We start from the raw sequence: 23386 nt of genomic DNA, 5'->3' as shown, positions 1-23386 counted from the left end.
ACCTCGGCGCCGGTGTGACGCAAGTGTTCGATGGGCAGTCACTGGCCGTGCGAAAACGATCTGTGGTGACGGTGTGGGGGGACGCGTGAGCGTGTGTGTGATCGGTGCGGGTCTGTCCGGACTGGCGGCCGCGCACGCGCTCAACGCCCGGGGCGCCGACTTCGTGTGCGTGGAGAAGGCGGCGGACGTCGGGGGGATCTGGCGGCAGCCGGGGGCGGGTGAGCGGGGCCCTGGGTATCGCACGCTGCACCTGAACACGGCCAAGTCGCTGACCGGGTACGCCGATTTCCCGATGCCCGGCGACTACCCGCTCTACCCCCGGCACAGCCAGGTCGCCGACTATCTGCGTGCCTTCGCCGACTGGGCGGACCTGAGGAAGCGGATCGAGTTGGGCACCGAGGTGCTGTCCGTGCGCCCGGAGCCCGGCGGCGGCTGGCGGGTGACCACACGGGCTGCCGGGGAGAGCCCGCGCAGCCGGGTCTTCGCCCATGTGGTCGTCGCTTCCGGGCACAACACCGATCCCGCGCTGCCCGAGCCGCCGCCCCAGGGTGCCCGGTCCTTCACGGGAACGATTCTGCACTCCGTGGACTACCACGACGGCCGTTCCTTCGCCGGACAGCGGGTCGTCGTCGTGGGGCTCGGCGCCTCGGCCGTGGACATCGCCGCCGATCTGTCCCGGCACGCCGAGCGCACCGTGCTGTCGGTGCGGCGAGGACTGCACATCGTCCCCAAGCAGTTGTTCGGGATCTCCGTCGACCTGATCGCCGAGGCGCCCTGGTTCACCGCGATGCCCTTCGCGGAGGCGCGCCGGTTCGTGGAGAACGCGCTGCTGGTGGCGCGGGGGAAACTCGGCGACTACGGGCTGCCCGAGCCCGATCACCCGATCTTCTCGTCCGCCGTGACCGTCTCCGACGAGATCCTCAGCCGGATCCGGCACGGCGCCGTCGTACCGAAGCCCGGAATCGACTCGCTGGACGGGGACCGGGTGGTCTTCGCCGACGGCACCGCCGAGCGGGCCGACGCGATCGTGTACTGCACCGGGTTCCGGATGTCGTTCCCCGCCCTGCCCGACGGCTGCCCGGTGAACGCCCGGGGGGCCGTGGAGTTGTACAAGCGGGTGGTCGCGCCCGGGCATCCCGGGCTGTACTTCGTGGGGCTGGTCCGGCCGCAGGGGGCCATCACGCGGCTGGTGGAAGCCCAGGCCCGCTGGGTGGCGAAGATCGCCGCCGGGGACGTCGCGCTGCCGTCCGAGGACGTCATGCGCAAGGAGATCGGCACCTACCTGGCCGCCATCGCCGACCGGTACGGCGACACCGAGGGCTCCTCGATCCAGGTCGACTTCGGGCCGTATCTCGCGGAGCTGAGCGAGCCTCAACCCGCGTGAGCCGTGCGGCGAGGCCCCCGGCGGCACCGGGAGCCTCGCCGGTCCGGCTCAGCGCACGGGCTGTGCGTCGACCCGCTCGGGTGCGAACGCGGGAGGCCGGACCGCGTAGGCCTCCGAGGAGACGTACGCCGTCACTCGGGGCGGTTTGCCCTGCTGGTGGGCGAGGGCCAGGTAGGCGATCAGGCCCACGCCGTCCTCCGGGCGGCGGCCGGTGACGGCGGGCAGCGCGCGCACCAGCGGCCCCGCGTCGATGCCCTGGGCGGCGAGGACGGTGAGCGCGCGGTCGAGTGCCTCGGCGTCGTCGCGGACGTAGTCCCGGACGGGGATGTGCAAGGTGAACCCGCTGGGCAGCCCGCTGTCCGTCTCCGTGAAGGAGTGGCAGGTCAGCCCGGGGCGCCGGTCGAGCCGTGACGCCGCGCCGGTCCCGGCGGCCGTGCGGAGGAAAGCGGCGATCTGCGGGGCGGGCGGGCCCGGGTCCGTCCGGGACAGGCCCGCCGCCTCGGCGGCGGACAGGTCCAGGTGCTTGAGGTACACCTTGACCCGGGGCGCGTCCCAGTCGCCCAGGTCCAGGGCGAGGAAGGGGTAGCCGTCGGCCGGGGGCAGCGTCTCGAAGGCCCGCCCGTGGCCGAGGCGGTCCAGGGCCTCCCGCACCGTACGCGCGGCACGTTGCGGCCCGGACGCGGCCGGGTTCAGATAGACCTTGACCTGGGGCACGCCCCCGGGCCGCAGTTCCAGCGCGATCCACAGGGCCAGCGGGCCGTGCGGGGACGGGGGCAGGAACAGGTCCTCGAGGTCGTCGAGGCGCTCGGTGGAGAAGTTCCAGCGCCGGGCCATCTCCCGGACGGCGGCCAGGGCCGCGCGGCCGCCGCGTGCCAGGCTGCCTGCGCCACAGCCCGGTTCCAGCAGGACGCGCAGTGTGGGGTTCGCACCGGCGGTGAACGACAGGGAGTACTCCACCGGCGTGTGGTCGTCGGACAGGAACGTCCGCGACGGCGGCGGCAGGTCCAGCGGCCGTTCGGCGGCCGGGCCCAAGGCGGTGAGGAGCACGCCCGCGTAGGCCTCCGCGTCGGCCGGGTCCAGTCCCGCCACCGCGCACAGCCGCCGCAACTGGCCGGCCGTGTGCCCGCCGAGCGTCCCGGCCCGCGCGGCGCTCACCGCTGCCCCCGCCGCGAGCCGGGCCGGGCATGAAGATACCCGCCTGCGGAGGCGGGTATCGGGGGGTGCCACGCGGTGAGGGTGGATCTGGGTCCGGCGCCGGTGGATATGTGATCCACGGAACCTCCTTCGCCTCGTCAGTAACTCGGAATACCGCGTTCCTCACTACCCGTGAGGCCGAGTCGTCATGCGACGCCGCGAAGGTGCTGCGTGTTGCGTGAATCACCTGAGCCAGTTGAGGAACTGGCTCCACAGACCGGTGCGTTCGGGCTTGCGGGCGGCCGGCGCCGAGGGGACCGGAGCCGTGGGGGCGGCGGTTACCGGCGGCACGGCGCCGGACGCGGTGCGCACCGGCGTGAAGCGGGCCGGCAGGGCGCCCAGGGCCCGGTGGAAGGGGCCGGAGCGCCAGGTGAGGCTGTCCTCGGGGATGGCGAGCTCGATGTCGGGCAGCCGGTTGAGCAGGTTTTCCACGGCCGTGACGGTGATCTGCCGGGCCGGCTCCTTGGACGGGCACGCGTGCGGGCCGGCGCTCCAGGCGAGGTGGGCCCGGTTGCTGCCGGACTGCCGGGTGGCGGAGAGTGCCGGGCCGGAGTTGGCGGCGGCGAAGCTGACCAGAACCAGCTCGCCCGCCTCCAGCCGGTGACCGGCGAAGTCCACGTCGTGGGCCGGGTAGTGCGGTGCGTAGTTGGCCATGGGCGGGTTGTCCCACAGCGTGTCGTCGAGGGCCTCGTCGATCAGACCGCCCTCCTTGGCGTACCGGTCGTCGGTGAGCAGCCGGTGCAGGGTGTTGCCGATCAGGTTGCGCAGCGGCTCGGCGCCGGCGCCGAGCAGGAGGGCGAGGTGATGCACCATCTCCTCGTCGGTCAGAGCGGCCTGATGCTGCATCAGCCAGGAGGTGACGTCGTCGCCCGGCTTGCTCCGCTTCAGTGCGACCAGTTCGCCGACGGCCCCGAACATCACCTCGACGGCCTTCTCGGCGTTGACGCCGTCGAACATGCCGGAGATGCCGAACAGCACCCGGTCGCCGATGTCGGCGGGGCAGCCGAAGAGCTCGTTGAAGACGAACAGCGGCAGCTGCTTGGCGTAGTCGCCGAGCAGGTCGACCGAGCCGCGGGCGGCGAACTGGTCGATCAGGTACGTCGAGATCTGCTCGGTGCTCCGGCTCAGCCGCCGCACGTCGACGCGGGCCAGGGAGTCGGTGACCGCCTGCCGCAGCCGCAGGTGTTCGGCGCCGTCGGCGAACATGCAGTTGGGCCGGTACGCCAGCAGGGGCACCACCGGGCTGTCCGCGGGGACCTTGCCCTCGTGGAAGGCCCGCCAGCGGCGCGCGTCCTTGCGGAACGTGCCGGAGTCCTGCAGCAGTTGCAGGGCAGCGGTGTAGTCGGTGACGAGGGTGGCCTCGACGCCCGGGGCGAGCTCGACGGGCGCGGCCGGCCCGTAGTGGCGCAGATAGGAGTAGTACGCCTGCGGGTCGGCCGCGAACTCCGGTCCGTACAGCGGTACCCGGGCGCCGGAGCCGTGGGCCGGGCACCCGGGCGGGGGCACCGGGGCGGGGGTGTGAGCGTCCATGTCAGTTCCTAGGGGTGTGCCGGGCGCGCGTCGGGGGCCGGGGGGTGTCTCGCGCGTGCGCGGGGCCGGGGGATGTCTCGCTAGTGCGCGTGCGCCAGCAGATGGCGGACGAGGGTGGTCAAGGCGGCGGCCGACGACTTCTCGTCGCGCGCGTCGCAGGTGACGACGGGGGTGTCCGCCAGCAGGTCCAGCGCCTCGCGCAGGGCCGCCTCGTCGCGCAGGGGTGAGCCGTCGAAGTGGTTGACGGCGATGGCATAGTCGAGGCCGTACGTCTCGATCAGGTCGATCACCGGGAAGGAGTCCGCGAGTCGTTCGGGGTCGACGAGCACCAGCGCGCCGAGGGCACCGCGGGCCATGTCCTCCCACATCTGCACGAAGCGCTGCTGGCCGGGGGTGCCGAACAGGTACAGCACGACGCGGTCGCTGATGGTCAGGCGGCCGAAGTCCATGGCGACCGTGGTGGTCGTCTTGCCCGTCACGCCCTTGAGGTCGTCGATCCCCTCCCCCGCCCGGGTCATGGTCTCCTCGGTGGACAGCGGCTCGATCTCGGAGATGGAGCCGATGAAGGTGGTCTTGCCCACCGCGAAGTGACCGACGACGAGGATCTTCACGGCGGTCTGGTCGGCGCCGCCGCGCACGTACGCCTGCGCACCGAGCCGGGTGGGCTCAGCCGAACTTGGCGCGGAGACCATTCAGTACCTCCTCGAGGATCTCCCGGTCGGCGAGGGGGGCGCGGGCCACGGGCGGGCGGGTGACGAGGTAGCCGCCCTCCGCCAGGGAGGCGAGGAGGATCCGCACCACGCCGAGCGGCAGCCGGGTGTGCCCCGCGATCTCGGCGACCGAGAGGTAACCGGCGGAACAGATGTCCAGCAGCCGCTGTTCCTCGGGCGACAGCCGGGTGGGCCGCTGTCCCTCCTCGGGGGCCGCTGTGACGAGGGTGATCAGGGACAGCTGCTCGTCGTCGGGCAGTCCGCGTCCCTTGGTGATGACGTAGGGACGCACTAACGGCGCGGTCTCGGGCTCCCAGTCCTCGTACCCGCTCATGAGCGCAGGCCGAGGTCTTCGCGCGGCGGCGCGGCGAGCACCTTGCCGAGCTGGCCGACGAGTTGCTGCATGCGGAAGGTGATGTCCTGCATGTCGACGTCCGGGGAGGCGGAGACGCCCAGGTAGGCGCCGTCGCCGGCGGAGATCAGGAAGACCCAGCCGCCGTCGAACTCCACCAGGGTCTGCCGCCAGGCGTGCCGGGGGTCCTCACAGAAGAAACCGAGCGAGCGGCTGAGGGACTGCACTCCGCTCATCGCGGCGGCGACCCGGTCGGCGTCGTCCTTGTCGAAGTCCTTCGTCCGGGCCATCAACAGACCGTCGGCCGAGATCAGGACCGCGTGCAGAGCCCCGGGAATCTCCAGGGCGCTGTCGAGCATCCATGACAGATCGTCGTTCACGAGACCTCATGTCCTTCGCTGCTTGCACCACGTGTGCTGCTCGTAGGGCCCGCCTCGTCACGCGCGGCCCGGCCGGACTGCGTGCCCCGCTGGAACGCACCCATGATCGCCGCCGTCTCGGCGCCGGAGCGGCCGGAGGGGCGGGCGTCGGATGCGCTGCCGGGCACGATCGCCATCGGCCGCTTGCGGCGCCTGCGGGGCAGGCCGTCGGTGGTGGCGGACGCGGTCAGCGCGGGCTCGGGCCCGGTGGAGTGGGGCATCGCGTGCGTGGGCATGGAGTGGGCCGGCGCCTTCTGCTCGGGCATGGCGGTGAGCAGTTCGTGGGGCAGCAGGACGACCGCGCGCACCCCTCCGTAGGGGGAGGAGGAGTCGACGGACACCTCGAAGCCGAAGCGTTCGCACAGCACGCCGATCACGGCGAAGCCGAACTGCGGCGGGTTGCCGAGCCCGGACACGCCCTTGACGCGGCGGCTGGACAGCAGTCCCTCGGCGCGGGTCCGCTCCTCGTCGTTCATGCCGACACCCGCGTCGTCGACGACGATGCAGATGCCCTTGGGCACGGTGCGGATGTTGATCTCGACGACGGTGTCCGGGCTGGAGTAGCTGGTGGCGTTGTCGAGCAGTTCGGCCAGGGCCAGCGCCACCGGCTCGACGGCCCGGCTGGTGATGCCGAAGTCGACCTGGGAGAGGATCTCCACGCGCCGGAAGTGGCGGATACGGCCCTGGGCGCTGCGCACCACGTCGTAGACGGAGGCCACGTCGCGGTGGCGGCCGAGCCAGCCGTCGCAGAGCACGGCGATGGACTGGGCGCGGCGGCCGAACTGGGAGTTGGTGTGGTCGATCTCCAGCAGGTCCTGGAGGATGGCCGAGTCGCCGTACTTCTCCTGGAGCCTGGAGACGACGAGTTGCTGCTCGGCGGCGAGGCCCTGCAGGGTCCGCATCGCGGACTTCAGCACGGTCTTGGTCGCCTCCTCGGCCTCCTCCTGGGCGGCCTGAACCGACTGGGTGTAGTGGTTCTCCAGCTCGGAGTAGTGGCTGGTGAGCCCGTCGATCTCCTGCCGGAGCGCTCGGGCCGCCCTGCGCTGGCGGACGACGAGGCCGACGGCGGCGACGAGAAGGACGAGGAGCGCCCAGAGCACCGGGTTCGCTGTGTATTCCGTCATAAGACTCTCTTCAGGCGACTGACGGCCGGCTGATGATCCCGTCCAGGAGAGTGGACGCGCCCGCTCCGCAAGTGCGGTGATCGTATCACCGCACGAACAGGTGACCGACCGTCAACAGGCGTCGCCCGTCGAAAGGTTGGGCCGACACGGCGTCTACGCGAGAAGAACTCCCGGTGGCTCAGACGCCGAGCCGCCTGGTCAGGGCGCGGCGTCCGAGCAGCAGGGCGGTCCCCGTCACCAGGGCCGCGGCGGCCAGGGCCAGGAAGTAGCCGGGGCCGGGGACGCGGTCGCCGGAGAGCTTCAGGGCGTTGCCGCCGATGCCGCCGCCGAGGGCGCCGGAGAGCCAGAACAGAGCCACCATCTGGCTGACGAAGGTCGCCGGGGCGATGGCCGTGGAGGCGCTCATGCCGACCGGCCCGAAGGACACCTCGCCCGCGGCCAGCAGCGCGAAGGCCAGCAGCAGCCACAGCGGCGACACCCGGGTGCCGCCGGCGGCCAGCGCGGCGGCGGACGCCATCACCAGGCAGGCGCCGGCCACGGCGGCCATGCCGGCGGCGTACTTGACCGCGGTCGGCACGCGGTCGCCCGCCTTCGTCCACAGCCAGGCGAACAGCGGGGCGAGGGTCAGGACGAACAGCGGGATCGCCGCCTGGAACCAGCTGGCCGGAACGGTACGGCCGAACACCTCGCGGTCGGTGGCGTACTTGGCGAACAGCGAGAAGGCGGAGCCGCCCTGCAGGAACAGCGCCCAGAAGACGGCCGAGGCGAGGAACAGCCAGACGTAGGTGCGCACCCGGACGCGTTCGGCGGCGGTCAGCAGCGGGGTGCGCAGCAGCCGCCAGAAGCAGATCACCGGGGAGGCCACGCACAACAGGCCGATCAGCACCATGAGATGGGGCATGCGGAAGGTGCCGAGGGCGGCGTCGGTGCCGTAGCCGAGGACGACCAGGGCGGTGGCGGCGAGCGTGATGCGCAGCACCCGGGTGCGCTCGGCGGGGGTGGCGGAACGCTCCGGGGCGCGGCCGGTGTCGCCGAAGTGGCGGGCGCCGCGGACGTACTGGAGCAGTCCGGCGCCCATGCCGAGGGCGGCGGCGCCGAAACCGAGGTGCCAGTTCACGCCCTCGCCGAGCGCGCCCACGACGATCGGTGCGAGCAGGGCGCTGACCTGGACGCTCATATAGAAGACGGCGAAGCCGGCGTCCCGGCCGGCGCGGTCCTCGCGGTCATAGAAGGCGCTGAGCAGGCCGGCCATGTTGGGTTTGAGCAGGCCGGTGCCGCAGGCGATGAGCAGCAGGCCGGGGTAGAGGGAGCCGGTGACGGGCGCCGCCATCGCCGTGTGCCCGAGGGCGATCAGGACGCCGCCGTGCAGGACGGCGCGGCGGGTGCCGAGGATGCGGTCGCCGATCCAGCCGCCGGGCACGGAGGCCAGGAAGACGGCGGCCATGTAGGCGCCGTACAGGACAGCGGCGTCACCGGTGGACAGTCCGAGACCGCCCGAGCCGCTGTCCTCCGTCGCGTACAGCACGAGGATCGCCGTCATGCCGTAGAAGCTGAACCGCTCCCATACGTCGGTGAGGAAGAGGGTGGTGAACCAGCGGGGGTGGTGCAGCGGGCCGGTGCGCCGCACGGGGCCCGGGGGCGGGACGCTGCCGGGCTGCCGCGAACGCCGGGCGGCGGCCAGCGGTTTGATCGGGGCGACCATGTTTCCTCCCAGCGAACGACGAACGGCGCGGGCCGAGCATGGGGACGGCCCGTCGACACCCGGTCGAGAAACACTCGGACGCGATCGGATCGGGGGGGCGGGGGTCGACGGCGACCTGGGGGTCAGGACACGTGGTCGAACTGGGCCGCCGGGGCGCGTCTGTGGGGTGGGGGCACTTCTTCGGGCCCCACCCACGGGACCTCACCCCGCGCCGCCGGAGCCAGGCGGCCTGCCCGGGGCGGCGGAACGTGGGCGTCGGGTCAGGGTCGTCCGAGGTGAGCTTCGGGTTCGGGTCCGCTGGATGGGACCCCCGCCCCGGAGGGGTGTCGCGGCGCCCGGTCGGGGGATGTGCCGGGCGCCGCGGGTGAGGGGGGTGTCACGGGGCGCTCCCCTCGTGCCGGAAGGAAACCCGGGCGTGCTCGGAGATCGCTCGCGTCCGGCTCGCCCGCCCGGCGCTCGAGCGGGGCTCAAGCCGCGCTCAACCACAACTCCCTTGTCTTGTAGGCGGGTTCACTACCCTGCCCATATGTGGCTTATCGGAATACTCGGCGCTTTCGCCGTGATCGTCCTTCCGGCCCTGCTCGGGCGACGGCTGCTCGGCATCGACGCCGGCCTGCTGCGCCTGGTGATCGCCGCGCTGGTCGGCGTCTCCGTGTCCGGAACGCTGGTCGGCCCCCAGCTCCAGACGCCGGGGCGCGGCTGGATACTGCTGCCGCTGATGCTCGGCGTGGGGCTGCTGGCCTCCATGCTCTGCCTACTCGTCCTCGATCTGGCCGTCCCCGCCCGCCGCGTCCGGCTGCTGGGCCGGCTGCGCGCGGTGCGCTCCCGCCTGTCCCGGGCCCGGCGCTACTCCGAGATCGTGGCCATCCTCGGCCGGCACGGCCTCGGCCCCTACCTCACCGGCCGCGCCCGCGGGGGCGGCACGGCCCGGCACGCCAAGCTCGCCCTCGAGCTGCGCGAGGCCCTGCAGGCGGGCGGCACGACGTTCGTGAAGCTGGGCCAGCTGATGTCCACCCGGCGCGATCTGCTGCCCGAGCCGTACGTCACCGAACTGAGCCTGCTGCAGGACCGGGTGCCGCCCGCGCGCTGGCCGGAGGTCGAGGCCACGCTGCTGGCTGGCTTCGGCGCCCCGGTGACCGAGGTGTTCGCCGACTTCGACCGCGAGCCGCTCGCCGCGGCCTCGGTGGCGCAGGTGCACGCCGCGGTGCTGCGCGACGGCACACGGGTCGTCGTCAAGGTGCAGCGCCCCGGCATCCGCGACGCCGTCGAACGGGACCTGGACATCGTGGAGCGGCTGGCCCGCACCCTGGAGAACCGCACCGAGTGGGGCCGCACCCTCGGGCTGGGCGAGCTGGCCGTCGGCTTCGCGGCGGCGTTGCGCGAGGAGCTGGACTTCCGGGTCGAGGCCCGCAACCTGGCCTCGGTGCGCCGGGCCGTCGAGGCGCGACGCGACGACAGCGTCACGCTGCCCGTCACGTACGAGCAGCTGACCTCCGAGCGGGTCCTCGTGATGGGCCGCATCGACGGCCAACCGCTCGGCCAGGCCCGCCCCGACAGCCCCGAGCACGGCGCGAAACTGGCCCGGACCCTGCTGACCGCGCTCCTCGACCAGATCATGTACGACGGTGTCTTCCACGCCGATCCGCACCCCGGGAACATCCTGCTGCTGCCCGACGGCAGCCCGGCGCTGCTGGACTTCGGTTCTGTGGGGCGCCTGGACGGCGGGCTGCGCGCGGCGATGATCGGGCTGTTCCTCGCCGTGGACCGCGGGGAGCCCGCCGCGCTGCGGGACGCGCTGCTGGAGGTGACGGACCGGCCGGAGGACGTGGACGAGCAGCGGCTGCTGCGGGCGCTCGGCCGGTTCAGCGGACGTCATCTCGGGCGCGGTTCGACGCCCGACGTGCAGATGTTCACGGATCTGTTCCGGCTGGTGGCCGACTTCCGGCTGGCCGTGCCGCCGGAGATCGCTGCGGTCTTCCGTGCGCTGGCCACGCTGGAGGGGACGCTCGGCCGGGTCTCGGCGGGCTTCGACATCCTGGCCGCGTCCCGGACGTACGCCGAGTCCCGGTTCACGCAGCAGTTGCAGCCGGAGACGGTGCGGGACGCGGCGCGGGAGGAACTGGTCGCCCTGCTGCCGGTGCTGCGCCGGCTGCCGCGGCGGCTCGACCGGATCAGCGGGGCGCTGGAGGAGGGCCGGCTCGGCATCAACGTCCGGCTGCTCGCCGACCCGCGCGACCGCCGGGTGATCGGTGAGCTGGTGGGCCGGGTGCTGCTGGCGGTCCTCGGCATCTTCTTCGGCGTCCTCGGCGTGCAGTTGCTGGGCATGCGGGGCGGTCCGGAACTGGCGGCCGGGATGAGCCTGTACAGCGTGATCGGCTACCACCTGCTGGTGCTGTCGGCGGCGGTGGTGCTTCGCACGGTGTACGTCCTCGCCAAGCCGTTGCCGTGACCGGGCCCCGGCACACCGGCACGTGAACAGCCGGGCCCGTCCCTTTGGGGGGCGGGCCCGGTTTTCTTCTCCGCCGGTCGTATCAGGCGGGGACGGTCGCGTCGCGGGAGCCGGTGAGGAGCTCCCCGGGCGTGCCCCGGCGGACGATCCGGCCCGCGTCCATCACCAGGATCTCGTCCATGTCCGCGAGGCCCTCCGTGCGATGGGTGACCAGGATCAGGGACATGCCCCGCGTGGAGGCGAGCACGTCGCGCACGACCGACTCCGCGGTCGCCGGGTCCAGGCCCTCCGTCGGTTCGTCGAGCAGGAGCAGCGGCGGTGCCGCCAGCAGCGCGCGGGCGAGGAGCAGCCGGCGGTGCTGGCCGCCCGAGAGCCGTCCGCCGCCGTCGCCGACGAGGGTGTCGAGTCCGTCGGGCAGCGAGCGCACCCAGTCCAGCAGGCCGGCCCGGCGCAGCGCGTCGCACACGTCGGCGTCCGTGGCGTCGGGGCGGGCGGGCAGCAGGTTGTTGCGCACCGAGGTGTGGAAGACGTGCGCGTCCTGCAGGGCGCCGCTGACCGTGCGCCGCAGGGCGGCCTCGTCGATGTCGGCCAGGTCCGCGCCGCCCAGCACGATCCGGCCCTCGCACGGGCGCGCGAACCGTGCGATCGCCGCGAGCAGGGTCGACTTGCCCGCACCGCTCGCGCCGACGACGGCGACCCGGCGCCCCGGCGGCAGGTCCAGGTTCACGCCGTGCACGGCGCAGGGCCCGTCGGGGCGGTGCCGTACGTGCAGATCGTGCAGGGTGAGGTGCGCGGAGGCTGGCGTCGCGGTGTCGCTGTCCCGTGCGTGCGTGGCCGGCGTGCGCAGCAGGGCGCCGACCCGGCGGGCGCCGACCGGCAGCGAGGTGAGGAGCTGGGCGGCCGCGGGCAGCGGGGCGAGCACTTCGAAGACGGCGAGCGTCATGAGCGGCAGGGCCACCGCCCACACGCCCGTGTCCCGGTGCGCGCAGACCACGGCGACCGCCACGGTGGTGGTGCCCTGCACCACGGTCAGCGCGGCCGCGGCGAGGGCGGACAGCAGGGCCGCGCCCCGGTCGTACGAGCGCAGCCGGCGTGCGGTGTCGACGGCCCGTGCCGTCTCCCGGTCCGCCGCGCCGAAGACGCGCAGATCGGCGGCGCCGTCGAGCAGGTCGACCGCCCGTACGGCGAGTTCCGCGCGCAGGGCGGCGCCGCGCCGTGCCGCCCTGGCCGACGCGGCCGCCGTCAGCGCGGGCAGCAGCAGGCCGCCGGCCGCCAGGCCGAGCGCCAGGGCGGGCACGGCCGCCGGGACGGAAAGGGCGGCGCAGCTGATCGCCGCGGCGGACACCGCGAGCGCGGACAGCACCGGGAGGGCGACCCGCAGCAGGGCGTCCTGGACCAGGTCGACGTCGGCCACCAGGCGGGAGGCCGCGTCCGCGTCGCGGATCGCGATGTCCTCGTGGGCGGGCCTGCGGGCGAGGGCGCCGAAGACCGTGCCGCGCAGCCGTGCCACCGCGCGCAGCGCCGCGTCGTGGCCGGCGAGCCGCTCCCCGTACCGGAACAGCCCGCGGGTGACCGCCAGGGCCCGTACCGCGACGATGGCCACGGACAGCGCGCCCATCTCCGGCTGCTGCGCGGCCCGCGCGATGAGCCAGGCGGCGAGGGTCATCAGGGCCACCCCGGCCAGATCGGCGGCGAGCGCCAGGCACGCGGCGGGCAGCAGCCGCCGTACCGGGCCGGACGTCCGCAGCACGGACAGCAGCGCCCTCACCGTGCCACCCCGCTCGACACGGTGCCCCAGACGTCCGGCTGCCGTCCGGTGTCGTGGACCTGCTCGATCTCGCGTACCCGGCCCTGCCGTACCTCCAGGCGGCGGTCGGCGGCGTGCAGGAGGCGGGTGCGGTGGGCGACGAGCAGGACGGTGCGCCCGGCCATCAGGCGTTCGCTCGCCGCCAGGACGGCCTCCTCGCTGTCGCCGTCCAGGCCCGCCGTCGGCTCGTCCAGCAGGATCAGCGGCGCGTCGCGCAGGAAGGCGCGGGCGAGGGCGAGGCGTTGGCGCTGGCCGGCCGACAGGCCCGTGCCGCGCACGCCGAGCCGGGTGGCGTAGCCGTGGGGCAGCGCGCCGATGAATCCGGCCGCCGCGGCCGCCGCGGCGGCGTGTTCGACCTGCTGGTCGGTGGCGTGCGGGGCGCCGAGCCGGATGTTGTCGGCGACGCTGCGGTCGAAGAGGTACGGCCGCTGCGGCACCCAGCCGATGTGCCGGCGCCAGGCGTCCTGGTCGAGCGTGGCGAGGTCGCGGTCGCCGACGAGGACGCGTCCCTCGTCGGGCCGGACCAGGCCGAGCAGCAGGGCGAGCAGGGTGGACTTCCCGGCGCCGCTGGGGCCGGTCAGCGCGATCCGCTCCCCCGGTTCGACGGTGAACGTGACGCCGCTGAGGACCGGTTCGGGGCGGCCGGGCAGGCGGACGGTGACGTTCTCGAGACGGATGCGCCGCGGGCGGCCGAGGCCGTTGTCCGCGCCGGGGCCGGACACGGGGGCACCGGTGGGCGCGTCCAGCAGCGTCAGCGCCTCGCGGGCCGTCGCCACTCCCTCCGTACCGGCGTGGAAGCGGCTGCCCAGCGCGCGCAGCGGCAGATAGGCCTCCGGGGCGAGCAGCAGCACGGTCAGGGCGGTGGGCAGGCCGAGGGAGCCGCCCAGCAGGCGCAGGCCGACGGGTACGGCGACCAGCGCGAGCGAGAGCGTGGCCACGGTGTCCAGCACGAGTGTGGACAGGAAGGTGATGCGCAGGGTGCGCAGGGTGGCCCGGCGGTGCACGTCCGCGACGTCGGCGACGAGCCGTTCCTGCGCGCCGGCCCGGCCGAAGGTGCGCAGGGTGGGCAGGCCGCGCAGGGCGTCGAGGAAGTGCCCGCCGAGGGCGGCGAGAGCCTCCCAGCGGCGGGCGGTGGCGTCCCGGGTGTGCAGTCCGACCAGGGCGCCGAAGAGCGGCACGAGCGGCACGGTGACCAGCAGGACGAGAGCGCTGAGCGGGTCGTGGGCGAGCATCGTGGCGAGGACGGCGGGCGGTACGACCGCGGCCACCAGCAGTTGCGGCAGATAGCCGACGAGGTAGGGGTCGAGGGCGTCCAGGCCGCGGGTGAGCAGGGTGGCGATCTCGCCGGCCCTGCGGTCCTGTGCGTCGTAGGCGGTGCGCCGGGTCGCCGCCTCCAACAGGCCGGCGCGCAGGGCGAGTTTGGTGGCGGCGGCGGCGTGCTGCGCGGCCATGGCCTGCACCCAGCCGGCGATGCCGCGTGCCGCGACGGCCGCCGCTGCCCAGGCCACCGTGGCGCCCGTGGGCGTGCGGCCGGTGAACGCCTCGCCGAGCAGCCGGGCGAGCGCCAGGGCCTGTCCGACGGTGCCGGCCGCGCCGAGCAGGACAGCGGCGGCCACCAGCAGGCCGGCGCCGCGGGCGCGCGGGGTCAGGCCCAGCAGCCGCCGCCGTGTCAGCCGGTCGGCGGCCCGCTCCGACGCACCGCCCGGCCGCGCGGGTCCGTCCGCGTTTCTGCCGCGCCGCACGGCCCGGCGCTCCCCGGTGCGGCCCGTCATGTCGCGTCCGCGAGGCATCAGAAGTACACCGGCGAACGGTCGTCGGACTTGGTGCGGAAGCTCCACCACTGCATCGCCTGGAAGGCGAGCAGCACCGGCAGGACCAGCAGGACGACCGGGCCGACGACACTGAGCGTGCCGGGGTCGGCGGCGGCCTGGGCCACCGAGAGGTTCTCGTGCGCGCCCGCGGTGCTGACCACGGCCTGCGGGAAGTGGGCGGCGCCGATGAGCAGGACGGGCGCGAGCGCGGCGAACGCGCTCACCACCGGGGCCGCCCGGCGGGCGCCGGCCGCGAGCCGCGGGGCCAGCAGCAGGGCGGCGACGGCGGCGGCCAGCAGCAGCGCGGTGGGCACCGGGTTGAGCAGGCCGTCGCGGGCCCGGCCGTCGGCGACGGCGGCGGCCGCGGTGAGGACGGCGAGGCCGGCCGCGGCGGGCGCGAGGCGGCGCGCGGTCGCCGCGGCCCGCACGGCGACGCCGCCTTCGGTGCGCACCGCGAGGAACACGGTGGCGTGCAGGGCGAACACCGCGAGCGCGGTCAGCGCCGACAGCACCGGTACGGGACGCAGCAGGACACCCGGATCGACGTCGAGCCGGCCGCCCTTGACGGGTACCGCGCCCAGCAGCGCGCCGCCGAGCGTGCCCCACATCAGGGCGAGGACCACGCAGACGATCTGGACGACCGTGTCCCAGCGGCGGCGCCAGCGGGCGCCGGGCACCCGGCGGCGGAACTGCACCGCCGCCTCCCGGGTCAGCAGCGCCCCCACGGCGAACACGATGACCGGGTACATCCCGCTGATGACGCTGGACTCCAGGCCGGGGAAGCCGCCGAGGGTGATGCCGGCGGCCGCGACCAGCCAGACCTCGTTGCCGAGGAAGAACGGCCCGGTGGCGGCGGCGACGGTGTGCCGTTCGGCGTCGTCACGGGCGAGCCACCGGCCGATGATGCCGGTGCCGAGGGTGATGCCGTCCAGGGCGAGGTAGCCGGCCAGGAACAGCCCCAGCAGCGCGTACCAGATGTTGTGCCACACGATGAACTCCCAGTGTGTTCGGCGCTGTCGTCGGGGCCGTCAGAAGGTGGGGGCGGAGGAGGGGGCGGGGGTGGTCTGGCGGGGCAGGCCCGCGACCGTGGTGGGACCCTCGCCGTCCTCGCCGGGCGCCCGGCCGAGCTGGGCGGCGTCGGGGCCGCGCCGGGCGAAGCGGAACAGCAGCGCCCAGTCCACCAGGAGCAGGGCGGCGACGAGGGTGCCGAAGACGAGCAGGGAGGTCAGCACGGTGCCGTGGGTGAGGCCCGGGGTGATGGCGTCCTTGGTCTTGAGCACGCCGTAGACGGCCCAGGGCTGGCGGCCCACTTCGCGGAAGACCCAGCCGGAGACGTTGGAGAGGTAGGGCAGGAACAGCGCGGCGGTGAGCAGCCACAGCAGCACCTTGCGGCGGATCAGGTTCCGCTTGATCATGAACAGCACGCACAGGACGGTGATCAGCATCATGAACAGCGCCGGGATGATCATCACGAACTCGGCGGTCTGGCTGATCCCGGGCGGGAAGTAGTTGTCCGGGCCGAACTTGTGCGTGAACGTCTCCACCATGGCCTGCGCCCGGTCCGAGCGGTGGCCGTACTTGGTGGGGGTCTGCTTGACCGAGTAGCCGATCTGCCAGCCGCCCAGCGACGCCGTCAGCAGGACGAACACCGGGGTGAGCGGCAGGGCCAGCTTCAGCGACGACCAGAAGAACTCCTCGTGGCCGGTGCGCCGGCGCAGGTGCCAGGCGCTGACCGCGATGACGAAGAAGGACCCGGTGACCAGCGAACCGGCCAGGATGTGCGAGGCCGCCGCCAGGGCGTTGGTGTTGGTGAGCAGTTCGGAGAAGCTGGTGAGGTGGGCCTTGCCGTCCTTGATCCCGTAGCCCACCGGGTGATTGAGGAAGCCGTTGGCGGTCAGCACGAAGAACACCGACGAGTAGGCGGTCAGCGCGACCAGCCACAGCACGACGGTGTGCAGCACGCGGCCCATCCGGTTCCAGCCGAAGATCCACAGGCCGAGCAGGGTGGACTCGGCGAAGAAGGCGACGAGGGTCTCGATGGCCAGCGGCGCGCCGAAGACGTTGCCGGTGTAGTGCGTCAGCCCGCTCCACACCAGGCCGAACTGGAACTCCATCACGATGCCCGTGCCGATGCCGAGGGCGTAGTTGATGACGTAGAGCTGGCCCCAGAACCGGGTCTGCCGGCGGTGGGCCTCCTTGCCGGTGACGGCCCAGCGCGTCTGCATCACCACCAGGTAGGTGACGAGCCCCAGAGTCAGGGCGACGAACAGGTAGTGCGCGATGGCGGTGATCGCGAACTGGAGCCGTGCGAGTACGAGCACGTCGTCCACGTTGGTTCCCCTCGGTCGGCCGGCAGCCGGTGTCATGTGATGGTGGTGCGTCGTTCACGGGTGGATGGACGGCCTTCCCACTCCAGCCGAGCGCGGTGGAGTGCCGCTCGAGCGGTGGTGGAGGCACGGTGGAGTTCCCCGGCGCCTGCGGCCGGCGGCGGGCGGGTGCCGCCCGGGCCGCGGCCGTCCCTCCCGCCGGAACGGCCGCGGCCCTGCCGGGTGGTGCGTCAGGGGCTGCTCGAGTAGGCGAGTTCGCCGTGCTCGATGGCCATCTCGTCGGTGTAGACGAGGTCGAGATAGCGCTCGCCCCGGTCGGCCAGCAGGGTCAGGATGCGGCTGGGGCGCGGGAGTTCGGGCAGCAGCTCCTCGACGGCGGCCACCACCGAGCCGGAGGAGCCCCCGGCGAAGATGGCCTCCTGGCGCAGCAGCCGGTGGCAGCCGCGGATGGCGGCGGCGTCGTCGACGTGCACGACCCGGTCGATCTCGGACGGGGTGAGCAGTTCGGGCACCCGGCTGGAGCCGACGCCGGGCAGCATGCGCGGGCCGGGCGGTGTGCCGAAGATGACCGACCCGACGGCGTCGACCGCGACCACCTTCAGCGCGGGCCACTCGCGGCGCAGGCCGCGGGCGAGTCCGTGCAGGGTGCCGGTGGTGGAGACGGCGGCGACCAGGACGTCCACGGGGCGTTCCGGGCAGTCCGCGATGACCTCGCGGGCGGTGGTGACGGCGTGGGTCTCCCAGTTGAGCTCGTTGGCGTACTGGTTGATCCAGACCGCGTCCGGGTCCTCGGCGAGCAGGTCCTGCACGCGGGCGAGCCGGGTGTGCAGGTAGCCGCCCGCGGAGTCGGGGTCGCGGACCATCTCGATGCCGGCGCCGAACTGGCGCAGGATGCGCAGGTTGGTGCGGGAGGCGTTGGGGTCGACGACGGCGGTGAAGCGCAGCCCGTAGCGGACGGCGACCATGGCGAGCGCCACCCCGAAGTTGCCGGAGGTGGACTCGACGATATGGGTGCCGGGACGGATCATGCCGTCCTTCATGCCGCGCTCGACGATGTAGCGGGCGGAGCGGTCCTTGACGCTGCCGCCGGGGTTGAGCATCTCGAGTTTGCCGAGCACCTCGATGCCGGGCTGGGGGAAGAGGCGGCCGAGCCGCACCAGCGGGGTGCCGCCGACGCAGTCGGTGATGGAGTCGTAGATCACGCCGGCTCCTGTCGCGCGGAAGGGGTGTCGTGGGGACGGGCGCCGAACAGGGCCCGGCAGCCGTCGAGTCCGTGCACGGTGACCGGCACCTCGGCGGCGGGGCTCAGCTCCCACTGGGCGCGGGTCATGCGCCAGCGGGTCAGCACGGCCGGTTCGCCCTTGCGCAGCTGGGTCTCGATGCCGTCGCCGTGGTAGCCGAGCTTCTTGTTGACGGCCAGCGCGGCGGCGCCGTCCTCGAACACGGCGGAGGTGGCATGCCGGGCGCCCAGTCCCGCGAAGGCGAGGTGGAGGGCCGCGGCCCGCATCTCGGTGCCGATGCCCCGCCCTTGGTGGCCGCGGGCCAGCCAGCTCTCGGTGGCGACCTCGGCGAGCCGGGGGAAGGACCGGGCCTGCAGCCCCTGGACGCCGACGGGGCGGCCGTCGACGAAGACGGCGAGTCCGAGGTTCCAGTAGTCGGGGCGGCTCAGGGCGAGCCCCTTCCACAGGTACTGCAGGACGCGGCCCGCCACCACCTGCGGCTGGGCGTCGCTCCAGCCGCCCGGGAAGGGGGCGGCACCGGGGGCGTGGATGCCCTGGTCGGCGACGAGTTCGGCGAGGGCGCGCAGGTCGCTCTCGTCGGGCACGCGCAGCTCCAGCCGGGGGGTGGTCAGCCTGAGCCGGAACTGCGGCAGCCAGATCCCGAGCAGGGCGCGGTTGCCGCCGGGCGCCGCACGCGTGCCGTCCGGTGTGGATTCAGCGATGGTTTCAGCCATGGTGGAATGCTCCGCAGACGGTCTCAACGGGCGGTGGAAGACGTCTCGACGTGCGGACGGGCCAGGACACCGGCGGCGGGCGCCGGGGCGCTTCGGCCGCGGCGGGAGGCCGCCCGTACGGCACCGGTCACCAGACCGGTCAGGATGATCACCGGCCACAGCACGTCGGGCACCGCGCCGACCACGCCGCCGAGACCGAGCAGCGCGAACGCCGCCGCCCGCAGCCGGCGCAGCCGTGCGGGTCCGGGCGCCGGGACGGCGAGCAGCACACCGGCGAGCAGCAGCGCGCCGCTGGCCACCGGGTCGAGGACGTTCAGTGTGCCGACGGCGTCCCCGAAGCCGCCGCGGATCGCGGCCAGCCCCGGCTCGACCCAGAACCAGGCGAGGCCTGCGACGGCCAGCGCCCCGCCCCAGCGTTCGGGGGTGGCGTGCCACCGCCGCCGCATGCCGCGTTCGGCGAGGTCGACGGCGTTGAACGGGCTGTACAGCACGGGCCGCCGACCGAGCAGCAGCACGGGCAGCGCGACCAGTTCCAGTCCGCCGTAGCCGCTGAGGCCGGCGAGGAGCACGGAGGTCTCGGTGTAGAGGGCGACGCCGATGGCCGGTCCGTCGGGCAGCACACCGATCGGGTAGAGCAGCATCGGCAGCAGGAGCAGGGCGGCGCCGGGCCAGCCGGACAGTCCGCCGCGGGCGCCGCGGGTGAGCAGGGGCCGCATCAGGGCCAGTGCGGCGGTGTAGGCGACGGCGAGGCCGAGCGCGGTGGCGGCCGCGGCGAGGAGTTCGCCGCCGCTGTGTCCGTGGGCCTTGGTGGTGACGATCTGGGTCAGTGCGGCGGCGCCGGCCGCGACGCGTACCGCGCGGCCGAGGGGACCCGCGTCCCGGCCGAGGACGCCGGCCCGGCCCGTGCCGGGCGCGCCGGGGGCGGTCACAGCTCCACCTTCACGCCGTAGCGGCGCAGCCAGTCGTTCAGGCCGAGCAGCATCTCGACGTTGGCGCGGGCGACCCAGGCGCGCATGCCGGAGTCCAGCACGGACGGGTCGTCGATGAGGGCGCGCACGCCGGCGGTGTCCGCGAGGGGCGCGGCCGGGGCGGTGGGGTCGGCGAGCAGGGCCTCCATGCGGGCGCACAGGGCGCGGCCGTACGCCGGGTCCTGGGTGACCGGGTAGGGGCTCTTGGCACGGTTGACGACGTCGTCCGGGAGCAGGTCGGCGACGGCGGCGCGCAGCAGGGACTTCTCGCGTCCGTCGAAGCTCTTCAGCTCCCAGGGCACGTTGTAGGCGTAGTTGACCAGGCGCCAGTCGCAGTAGGGCATGCGGGTGCCGAGGCCGACCGCGGAGGCCAGGGACTCGTCGTGGCTGAGCAGGGTCTCCAGCCAGCGGGTGAGGTGGAAGTAGGTGATCTCCCGCATGCGCAGCGTCTGGCCGCTCTCGCCGTCGAGGCGGGGCACCTCGGCCATGCTGCCGGCGTAGGCGTCGGCGCAGTAGCCGTTGAGGTCGAGCTTGCCGAGCAGGTCGGGGGCGAGCAGGTCGCCGCCCAGGCCGTGCTTGCCGCCGCCGAAGCGGGCCATGGCGACCCAGGGCAGGGTGGGGGCCTCGACGAGCTCCTTGTTGTGCACCCAGGCGAAGCCGCCGAAGACCGCGTCGGCGATCTCGCCGAGCAGGACGGAGCCGACGTGCTCGCGCACCGCCCCGCACAGCAGGTGCAGGGAGGTGTTCATGTTGCCCAGCGGGCTGGGTACGTCCTTGGCGCGCAGGACGGCGCCGCGCACCGCCGGGTCGATGATGTCGGCGGTGTTCAGCACCAGGTCGGTGTGCTCGGTGCCCAGGTGCCGGACGACGGACTGCACGAAGGGGGCGTCGGGGCTGCCCCAGATCTCGTCCTGCTTGAACTCCTCGGCGCTGCCGAAGGAGACGGTGAAGGTGCGCACGGGGCCGCCGCCGCGTTCGGCGAGCGCCTGGTGGGCCAGCGCGGTGACGGCGCTGGAGTCGATGCCGCCGGACAGCAGGATGCCGGGGACGGCGCCGGTGCCCAGGGTGCGGCACACGGAGTCGCCGAGCAGCTCGCGGATGCGGGCGATGGTGGTGGCCCGGTCGTCGGTGTGCTCCTCGGCCGTCAGCTGCCAGTAGCGGTAGGAGCTGCGGCGGCCCTCGGTGAAGCGCAGCACGTGGCCGGGCGGCACCTGGTGGAAACCCTTGAGGATGCCGTGCCCGGCGGTGCCGGCGTAGGAGAACAGTTCGCGCAGGCCGTCGGCGTCCACGACCGGCTCGACGGCGGGGTGGGCGAGGATCGCCTTGCGTTCGGAGCCGAACAGCACGCCCGCACCGAACGGGTGGTAGTACAGCGGCTGGTTGCCGAGCCGGTCGCGGGCCAGCACCAGTTCGCGGCGCTGCTCCGACCAGATGGCGACGGCGAACGCGCCGTCCAGGTGCTTGGCGAAGCGCTCGCCCCAGCGCAGCCAGGCGCGGCCGACGAGTTCGGCCTGGGTGGCGGTCGCGCTGACGCCGAGGGCGCGGCACAGGTCGCCGGTGTCGTACAGCACTCCGGTGACCGCCGCCGCGAGCACCGTGCGCCCGGCGTCCTGGAGCACCCACGGCTGGTCGGGGGCGCCGGTGCCGGCCGCGTCGGACCAGCGGGTGCCGAGGGCGGCGTGCTCGGTGACCCACAGCCGCTCCCCGTCGGGGCCGCGCTGGGCGAGGGCCGCCGTCATGGCCCGCAGCGTGGGCTGCTCGCGCCGCAGATCCCTTACGTGATCGATCCATCCTGCGATACCGGACATGGCGATGGGGCTCCTCTCAACGGTGGAGGCCCAGGCTGGAGTCGGCACCTCAAGTTTCCCTGGACGGCCTCTCCAGCAGCCGTGCGGAGGATGCGGCACGGACGGGATCCGCCTTCCGGCGGGTCCGGCCATCCGTACCGGAAGGGAGTGGGGCTGTGGGCATCGAGCCCGAGGTACGTCACAACTCGCCCGCCACGTCCACGGACGTGCTGATCGTCGGAGGCGGGATCACCGGACTGAGCTGCGCGTTGTTCCTGCGCCGGCACGGCGTCGGGTGCGTGCTGGTGGAGCGGCACGCCTCCACCTCGGTCCATCCGCGGGCCTGGGGCTGGTACCCGCGCACCCTGGAACTGCTGCGCGGCGCCGGCGTGGAGGAGGAGGTGCTGCGGGTGGCCGCGGGGTACGCGGACCACCGCAGGCAGGCGACGGTCGAGTCGCTGGCCGGGCGCGAGCTGCGGGCGGTCATGCTGCCCGAGCCGGACGACCTGAGCGCGCTGACGCCGTCCCGGCAGATCGCGCTGGGCCAGGACCGCATGGAGCCGATCGTCCGTGCGGCCGCGGCCGAGGCGGGCGCCGAGCTGGCATTCCACACCGAACTGACCTCCTTCGAGCGGCCGCAGGGCCCCGGCGGTCCGGTGGTCGCGACGGTGAAGAACCGGGAGAGCGGCGAGGAGCGGCAGGTGCGGGCCCGCTACCTGGTCGCCGCGGACGGCGGGCGCAGCCCGGTGCGCGAGACGCTGGGCATCGCCCGGGGCGGCCGGGGCACGCTGCAGCACCAGGTGAGCATCCTGTTCCGCGCCGACCTCGAAGGCCCGCTGGCCGGCCGCCGGTTCTCCATCTGCCAGATCGAGAACGACGAGCTGAAGGGCGCCGTGCTGGGGCACGACGACACGCTGCGGCGCGGCACACTCATCGTCCAGTACCACCCCGAGCAGGGCGAGCAGGTCGAGGACTTCACCACCGAACGGTGTGTGCGGCTGGTGCGCTCGGCGATCGGGGACGGGCAGGCCGACGTGGACGTCATCGGCGTACTGCCGTGGGAGCTGGCCGCGCTGACCGCCGAGCGCTTCCGGGACGGCTCGGTGTTCCTGATCGGGGACGCGGCGCACGTCATCCCGCCGATCGGCGGCTACGGCGCCAACACCGGCGTCCACGACGCGCACAACCTGGCGTGGAAGCTGGCGGCGGTGTTGCGCGGCGAGGCCGGCGAGGGCCTGCTGGACTCCTACGACGCGGAGCGCCGGCCCGTCGCGGAGGCGACCGTGGAACAGGCCCGGCTGCGGCTGCTGGTGCGGTCGGGCCGGGCCGGTGAGGAGCAGCGCCGGGCCACCCTGGAGGTGCTGACGGTGATGCTCGGCCACGCCTATCCGACGGCGGCCGAGCCGGGCGCGGAGCTGCCGCGGTTCCGGGACCACGAGCGGTTGTGCGGTGAGCCGGGCACGCGGGGCCCGCACGTGCCGGTGCTGCTGCGGGAGGACGGCGCGCGGCGGGCCGGTTCGCTGCTGGACGTGTACGGCCCGGAGCCGGTGCTGCTGTTCGACGACACCGTCCCCTCCTGGCGGGGTGCCGCCGAGGAGGCCGCGCGGCGCACCGGGGCGCGGCTGCGTCCGGCCGGCTTCGGCGCGGAGCTCACGGACCGCTCGGAGACGGGCTGGCACGAGCGGTACGGGGTGAGTGCCGGTGGTGCGGTGCTGGTGCGGCCCGACGGTTTCGTCGCCTGGCGCTCGGCGACGGCGCCGGCGGACGCGGCCGGCGCGGTGACGGACGCGCTGCGCCGCATGCTGGCGACCGACTGACGCCCACGGAAAGGGCCGCCGCCCCGGGGAGGGAGCGGCGGCCCTTTCGGC

18 protein-coding genes are annotated in these 23386 nt (G+C 74.0%); 3 read left to right on the top strand and 15 right to left on the bottom strand.

What is annotated here, in order from left to right; genetic code table 11:
* Window positions 1-85 precede the first annotated feature (85 nt).
* Window positions 86-1384 (top strand): NAD(P)-binding domain-containing protein, encoded by a 1299-nt coding sequence (locus AB0J12_RS29720; protein ID WP_363267604.1) that lies wholly within the window; start codon window positions 86-88, stop codon window positions 1382-1384.
* Between the two features lie 48 nt (window positions 1385-1432).
* Here the strand turns inward: AB0J12_RS29720 and AB0J12_RS29715 are convergent, their stop codons facing one another.
* The 7 genes from AB0J12_RS29715 to AB0J12_RS29685 all read right to left on the bottom strand — a co-directional run bounded on the left by AB0J12_RS29715 (window position 1433) and on the right by AB0J12_RS29685 (window position 8415).
* Window positions 1433-2539, bottom strand: coding sequence for a tryptophan dimethylallyltransferase family protein (locus AB0J12_RS29715; RefSeq protein WP_363267603.1), 1107 nt, complete (start codon window positions 2537-2539; stop codon window positions 1433-1435).
* A gap of 222 nt (window positions 2540-2761) precedes the next feature.
* Window positions 2762-4108: a cytochrome P450 gene (locus tag AB0J12_RS29710; protein WP_363267602.1), complete on the bottom strand. Its 1347-nt coding sequence runs from the start codon at window positions 4106-4108 to the stop codon at window positions 2762-2764.
* An 80-nt stretch (window positions 4109-4188) separates the two neighbouring features.
* On the bottom strand, window positions 4189-4800 hold the full coding sequence (locus AB0J12_RS29705; RefSeq protein WP_363267601.1) for an ATP/GTP-binding protein: 612 nt from the start codon (window positions 4798-4800) through the stop codon (window positions 4189-4191).
* Window positions 4775-5152 carry a DUF742 domain-containing protein gene (locus tag AB0J12_RS29700; protein ID WP_363267600.1) on the bottom strand — a complete coding sequence of 126 codons (378 nt, stop codon included), beginning with the start codon at window positions 5150-5152 and terminating at the stop codon, window positions 4775-4777. Before AB0J12_RS29700 ends, AB0J12_RS29705 begins: the two co-directional genes overlap by 26 nt.
* Complete coding sequence (locus AB0J12_RS29695) at window positions 5149-5550, bottom strand: roadblock/LC7 domain-containing protein (protein ID WP_363267599.1); 402 nt, start codon at window positions 5548-5550, stop codon at window positions 5149-5151. The genes AB0J12_RS29700 and AB0J12_RS29695 overlap by 4 nt, the downstream gene beginning before the upstream one ends.
* Window positions 5547-6713, bottom strand: coding sequence for an ATP-binding protein (locus AB0J12_RS29690; RefSeq protein ID WP_363267598.1), 1167 nt, complete (start codon window positions 6711-6713; stop codon window positions 5547-5549). The genes AB0J12_RS29695 and AB0J12_RS29690 overlap by 4 nt, the downstream gene beginning before the upstream one ends.
* Window positions 6714-6891: 178 nt before the next feature.
* Window positions 6892-8415: a peptide MFS transporter gene (locus tag AB0J12_RS29685; RefSeq protein WP_363267597.1), complete on the bottom strand. Its 1524-nt coding sequence runs from the start codon at window positions 8413-8415 to the stop codon at window positions 6892-6894.
* 526 nt (window positions 8416-8941) lie between these two features.
* On the opposite strand from AB0J12_RS29685, the gene AB0J12_RS29680 reads away from it, so the two are divergent.
* Window positions 8942-10864 carry an AarF/UbiB family protein gene (locus tag AB0J12_RS29680; protein WP_363267596.1) on the top strand — a complete coding sequence of 641 codons (1923 nt, stop codon included), beginning with the start codon at window positions 8942-8944 and terminating at the stop codon, window positions 10862-10864.
* A gap of 82 nt (window positions 10865-10946) precedes the next feature.
* Here AB0J12_RS29680 and cydC read toward each other — a convergent pair whose 3' ends face one another.
* The 8 genes from cydC to asnB all read right to left on the bottom strand — a co-directional run bounded on the left by cydC (window position 10947) and on the right by asnB (window position 21539).
* The gene (gene cydC / locus AB0J12_RS29675; RefSeq protein WP_363267595.1) at window positions 10947-12632 is read right to left on the bottom strand and encodes a thiol reductant ABC exporter subunit CydC; all 1686 of its coding nucleotides are present in this window, start codon (window positions 12630-12632) and stop codon (window positions 10947-10949) included.
* Entirely contained in the window at window positions 12629-14443 is a 1815-nt protein-coding gene (cydD, locus tag AB0J12_RS29670) for a thiol reductant ABC exporter subunit CydD (protein ID WP_363267594.1), read from the bottom strand. Before cydD ends, cydC begins: the two co-directional genes overlap by 4 nt.
* Before the next feature lie 17 nt (window positions 14444-14460).
* Window positions 14461-15471 (bottom strand): cytochrome d ubiquinol oxidase subunit II, encoded by a 1011-nt coding sequence (locus AB0J12_RS29665; RefSeq protein WP_363267593.1) that lies wholly within the window; start codon window positions 15469-15471, stop codon window positions 14461-14463.
* A gap of 39 nt (window positions 15472-15510) precedes the next feature.
* Window positions 15511-16812, bottom strand: a complete 1302-nt coding sequence (locus AB0J12_RS29660; RefSeq protein ID WP_363267592.1) for a cytochrome ubiquinol oxidase subunit I — start codon at window positions 16810-16812, stop codon at window positions 15511-15513.
* A gap of 227 nt (window positions 16813-17039) precedes the next feature.
* The gene (gene sbnA / locus AB0J12_RS29655; protein WP_363267591.1) at window positions 17040-18011 is read right to left on the bottom strand and encodes a 2,3-diaminopropionate biosynthesis protein SbnA; all 972 of its coding nucleotides are present in this window, start codon (window positions 18009-18011) and stop codon (window positions 17040-17042) included.
* Window positions 18008-18763, bottom strand: coding sequence for a GNAT family protein (locus tag AB0J12_RS29650; RefSeq protein ID WP_363267590.1), 756 nt, complete (start codon window positions 18761-18763; stop codon window positions 18008-18010). Before AB0J12_RS29650 ends, sbnA begins: the two co-directional genes overlap by 4 nt.
* A 23-nt stretch (window positions 18764-18786) precedes the next feature.
* The gene (locus tag AB0J12_RS29645; RefSeq protein WP_363267588.1) at window positions 18787-19692 is read right to left on the bottom strand and encodes a DUF6410 domain-containing protein; all 906 of its coding nucleotides are present in this window, start codon (window positions 19690-19692) and stop codon (window positions 18787-18789) included.
* A complete protein-coding gene (asnB, locus tag AB0J12_RS29640; RefSeq protein WP_363267587.1) occupies window positions 19689-21539 on the bottom strand; it encodes an asparagine synthase (glutamine-hydrolyzing) in 1851 nt (616 codons plus the stop codon). The genes AB0J12_RS29645 and asnB overlap by 4 nt, the downstream gene beginning before the upstream one ends.
* Window positions 21540-21694: 155 nt before the next feature.
* Here asnB and AB0J12_RS29635 point away from each other — a divergent pair, with 155 nt between their 5' ends.
* Window positions 21695-23335 carry an FAD-dependent oxidoreductase gene (locus tag AB0J12_RS29635; RefSeq protein ID WP_363267585.1) on the top strand — a complete coding sequence of 547 codons (1641 nt, stop codon included), beginning with the start codon at window positions 21695-21697 and terminating at the stop codon, window positions 23333-23335.
* Window positions 23336-23386 lie beyond the last annotated feature (51 nt).

The sequence above is a fragment of the Streptomyces sp. NPDC049915 genome (assembly GCF_040656475.1).
GTDB lineage: Bacteria > Actinomycetota > Actinomycetes > Streptomycetales > Streptomycetaceae > Streptomyces.
Note: the sequence above shows the minus strand (reverse complement) of the source record. Positions and strands in the feature narration are given on the sequence as shown.

Coding starts and splice junctions, on each gene's coding strand:
- AB0J12_RS29650 (WP_363267590.1), bottom strand. CDS start 18,763: ATGGCTGAAACCATCGCTGAATCCACACCGGACGGCACGCGTGCGGCG.
- AB0J12_RS29690 (WP_363267598.1), bottom strand. CDS start 6,713: ATGACGGAATACACAGCGAACCCGGTGCTCTGGGCGCTCCTCGTCCTT.
- AB0J12_RS29685 (WP_363267597.1), bottom strand. CDS start 8,415: ATGGTCGCCCCGATCAAACCGCTGGCCGCCGCCCGGCGTTCGCGGCAG.
- AB0J12_RS29705 (WP_363267601.1), bottom strand. CDS start 4,800: ATGGTCTCCGCGCCAAGTTCGGCTGAGCCCACCCGGCTCGGTGCGCAG.
- AB0J12_RS29710 (WP_363267602.1), bottom strand. CDS start 4,108: ATGGACGCTCACACCCCCGCCCCGGTGCCCCCGCCCGGGTGCCCGGCC.
- cydD (WP_363267594.1), bottom strand. CDS start 14,443: ATGACGGGCCGCACCGGGGAGCGCCGGGCCGTGCGGCGCGGCAGAAAC.
- asnB (WP_363267587.1), bottom strand. CDS start 21,539: ATGTCCGGTATCGCAGGATGGATCGATCACGTAAGGGATCTGCGGCGC.
- AB0J12_RS29700 (WP_363267600.1), bottom strand. CDS start 5,152: ATGAGCGGGTACGAGGACTGGGAGCCCGAGACCGCGCCGTTAGTGCGT.
- AB0J12_RS29680 (WP_363267596.1), top strand. CDS start 8,942: ATGTGGCTTATCGGAATACTCGGCGCTTTCGCCGTGATCGTCCTTCCG.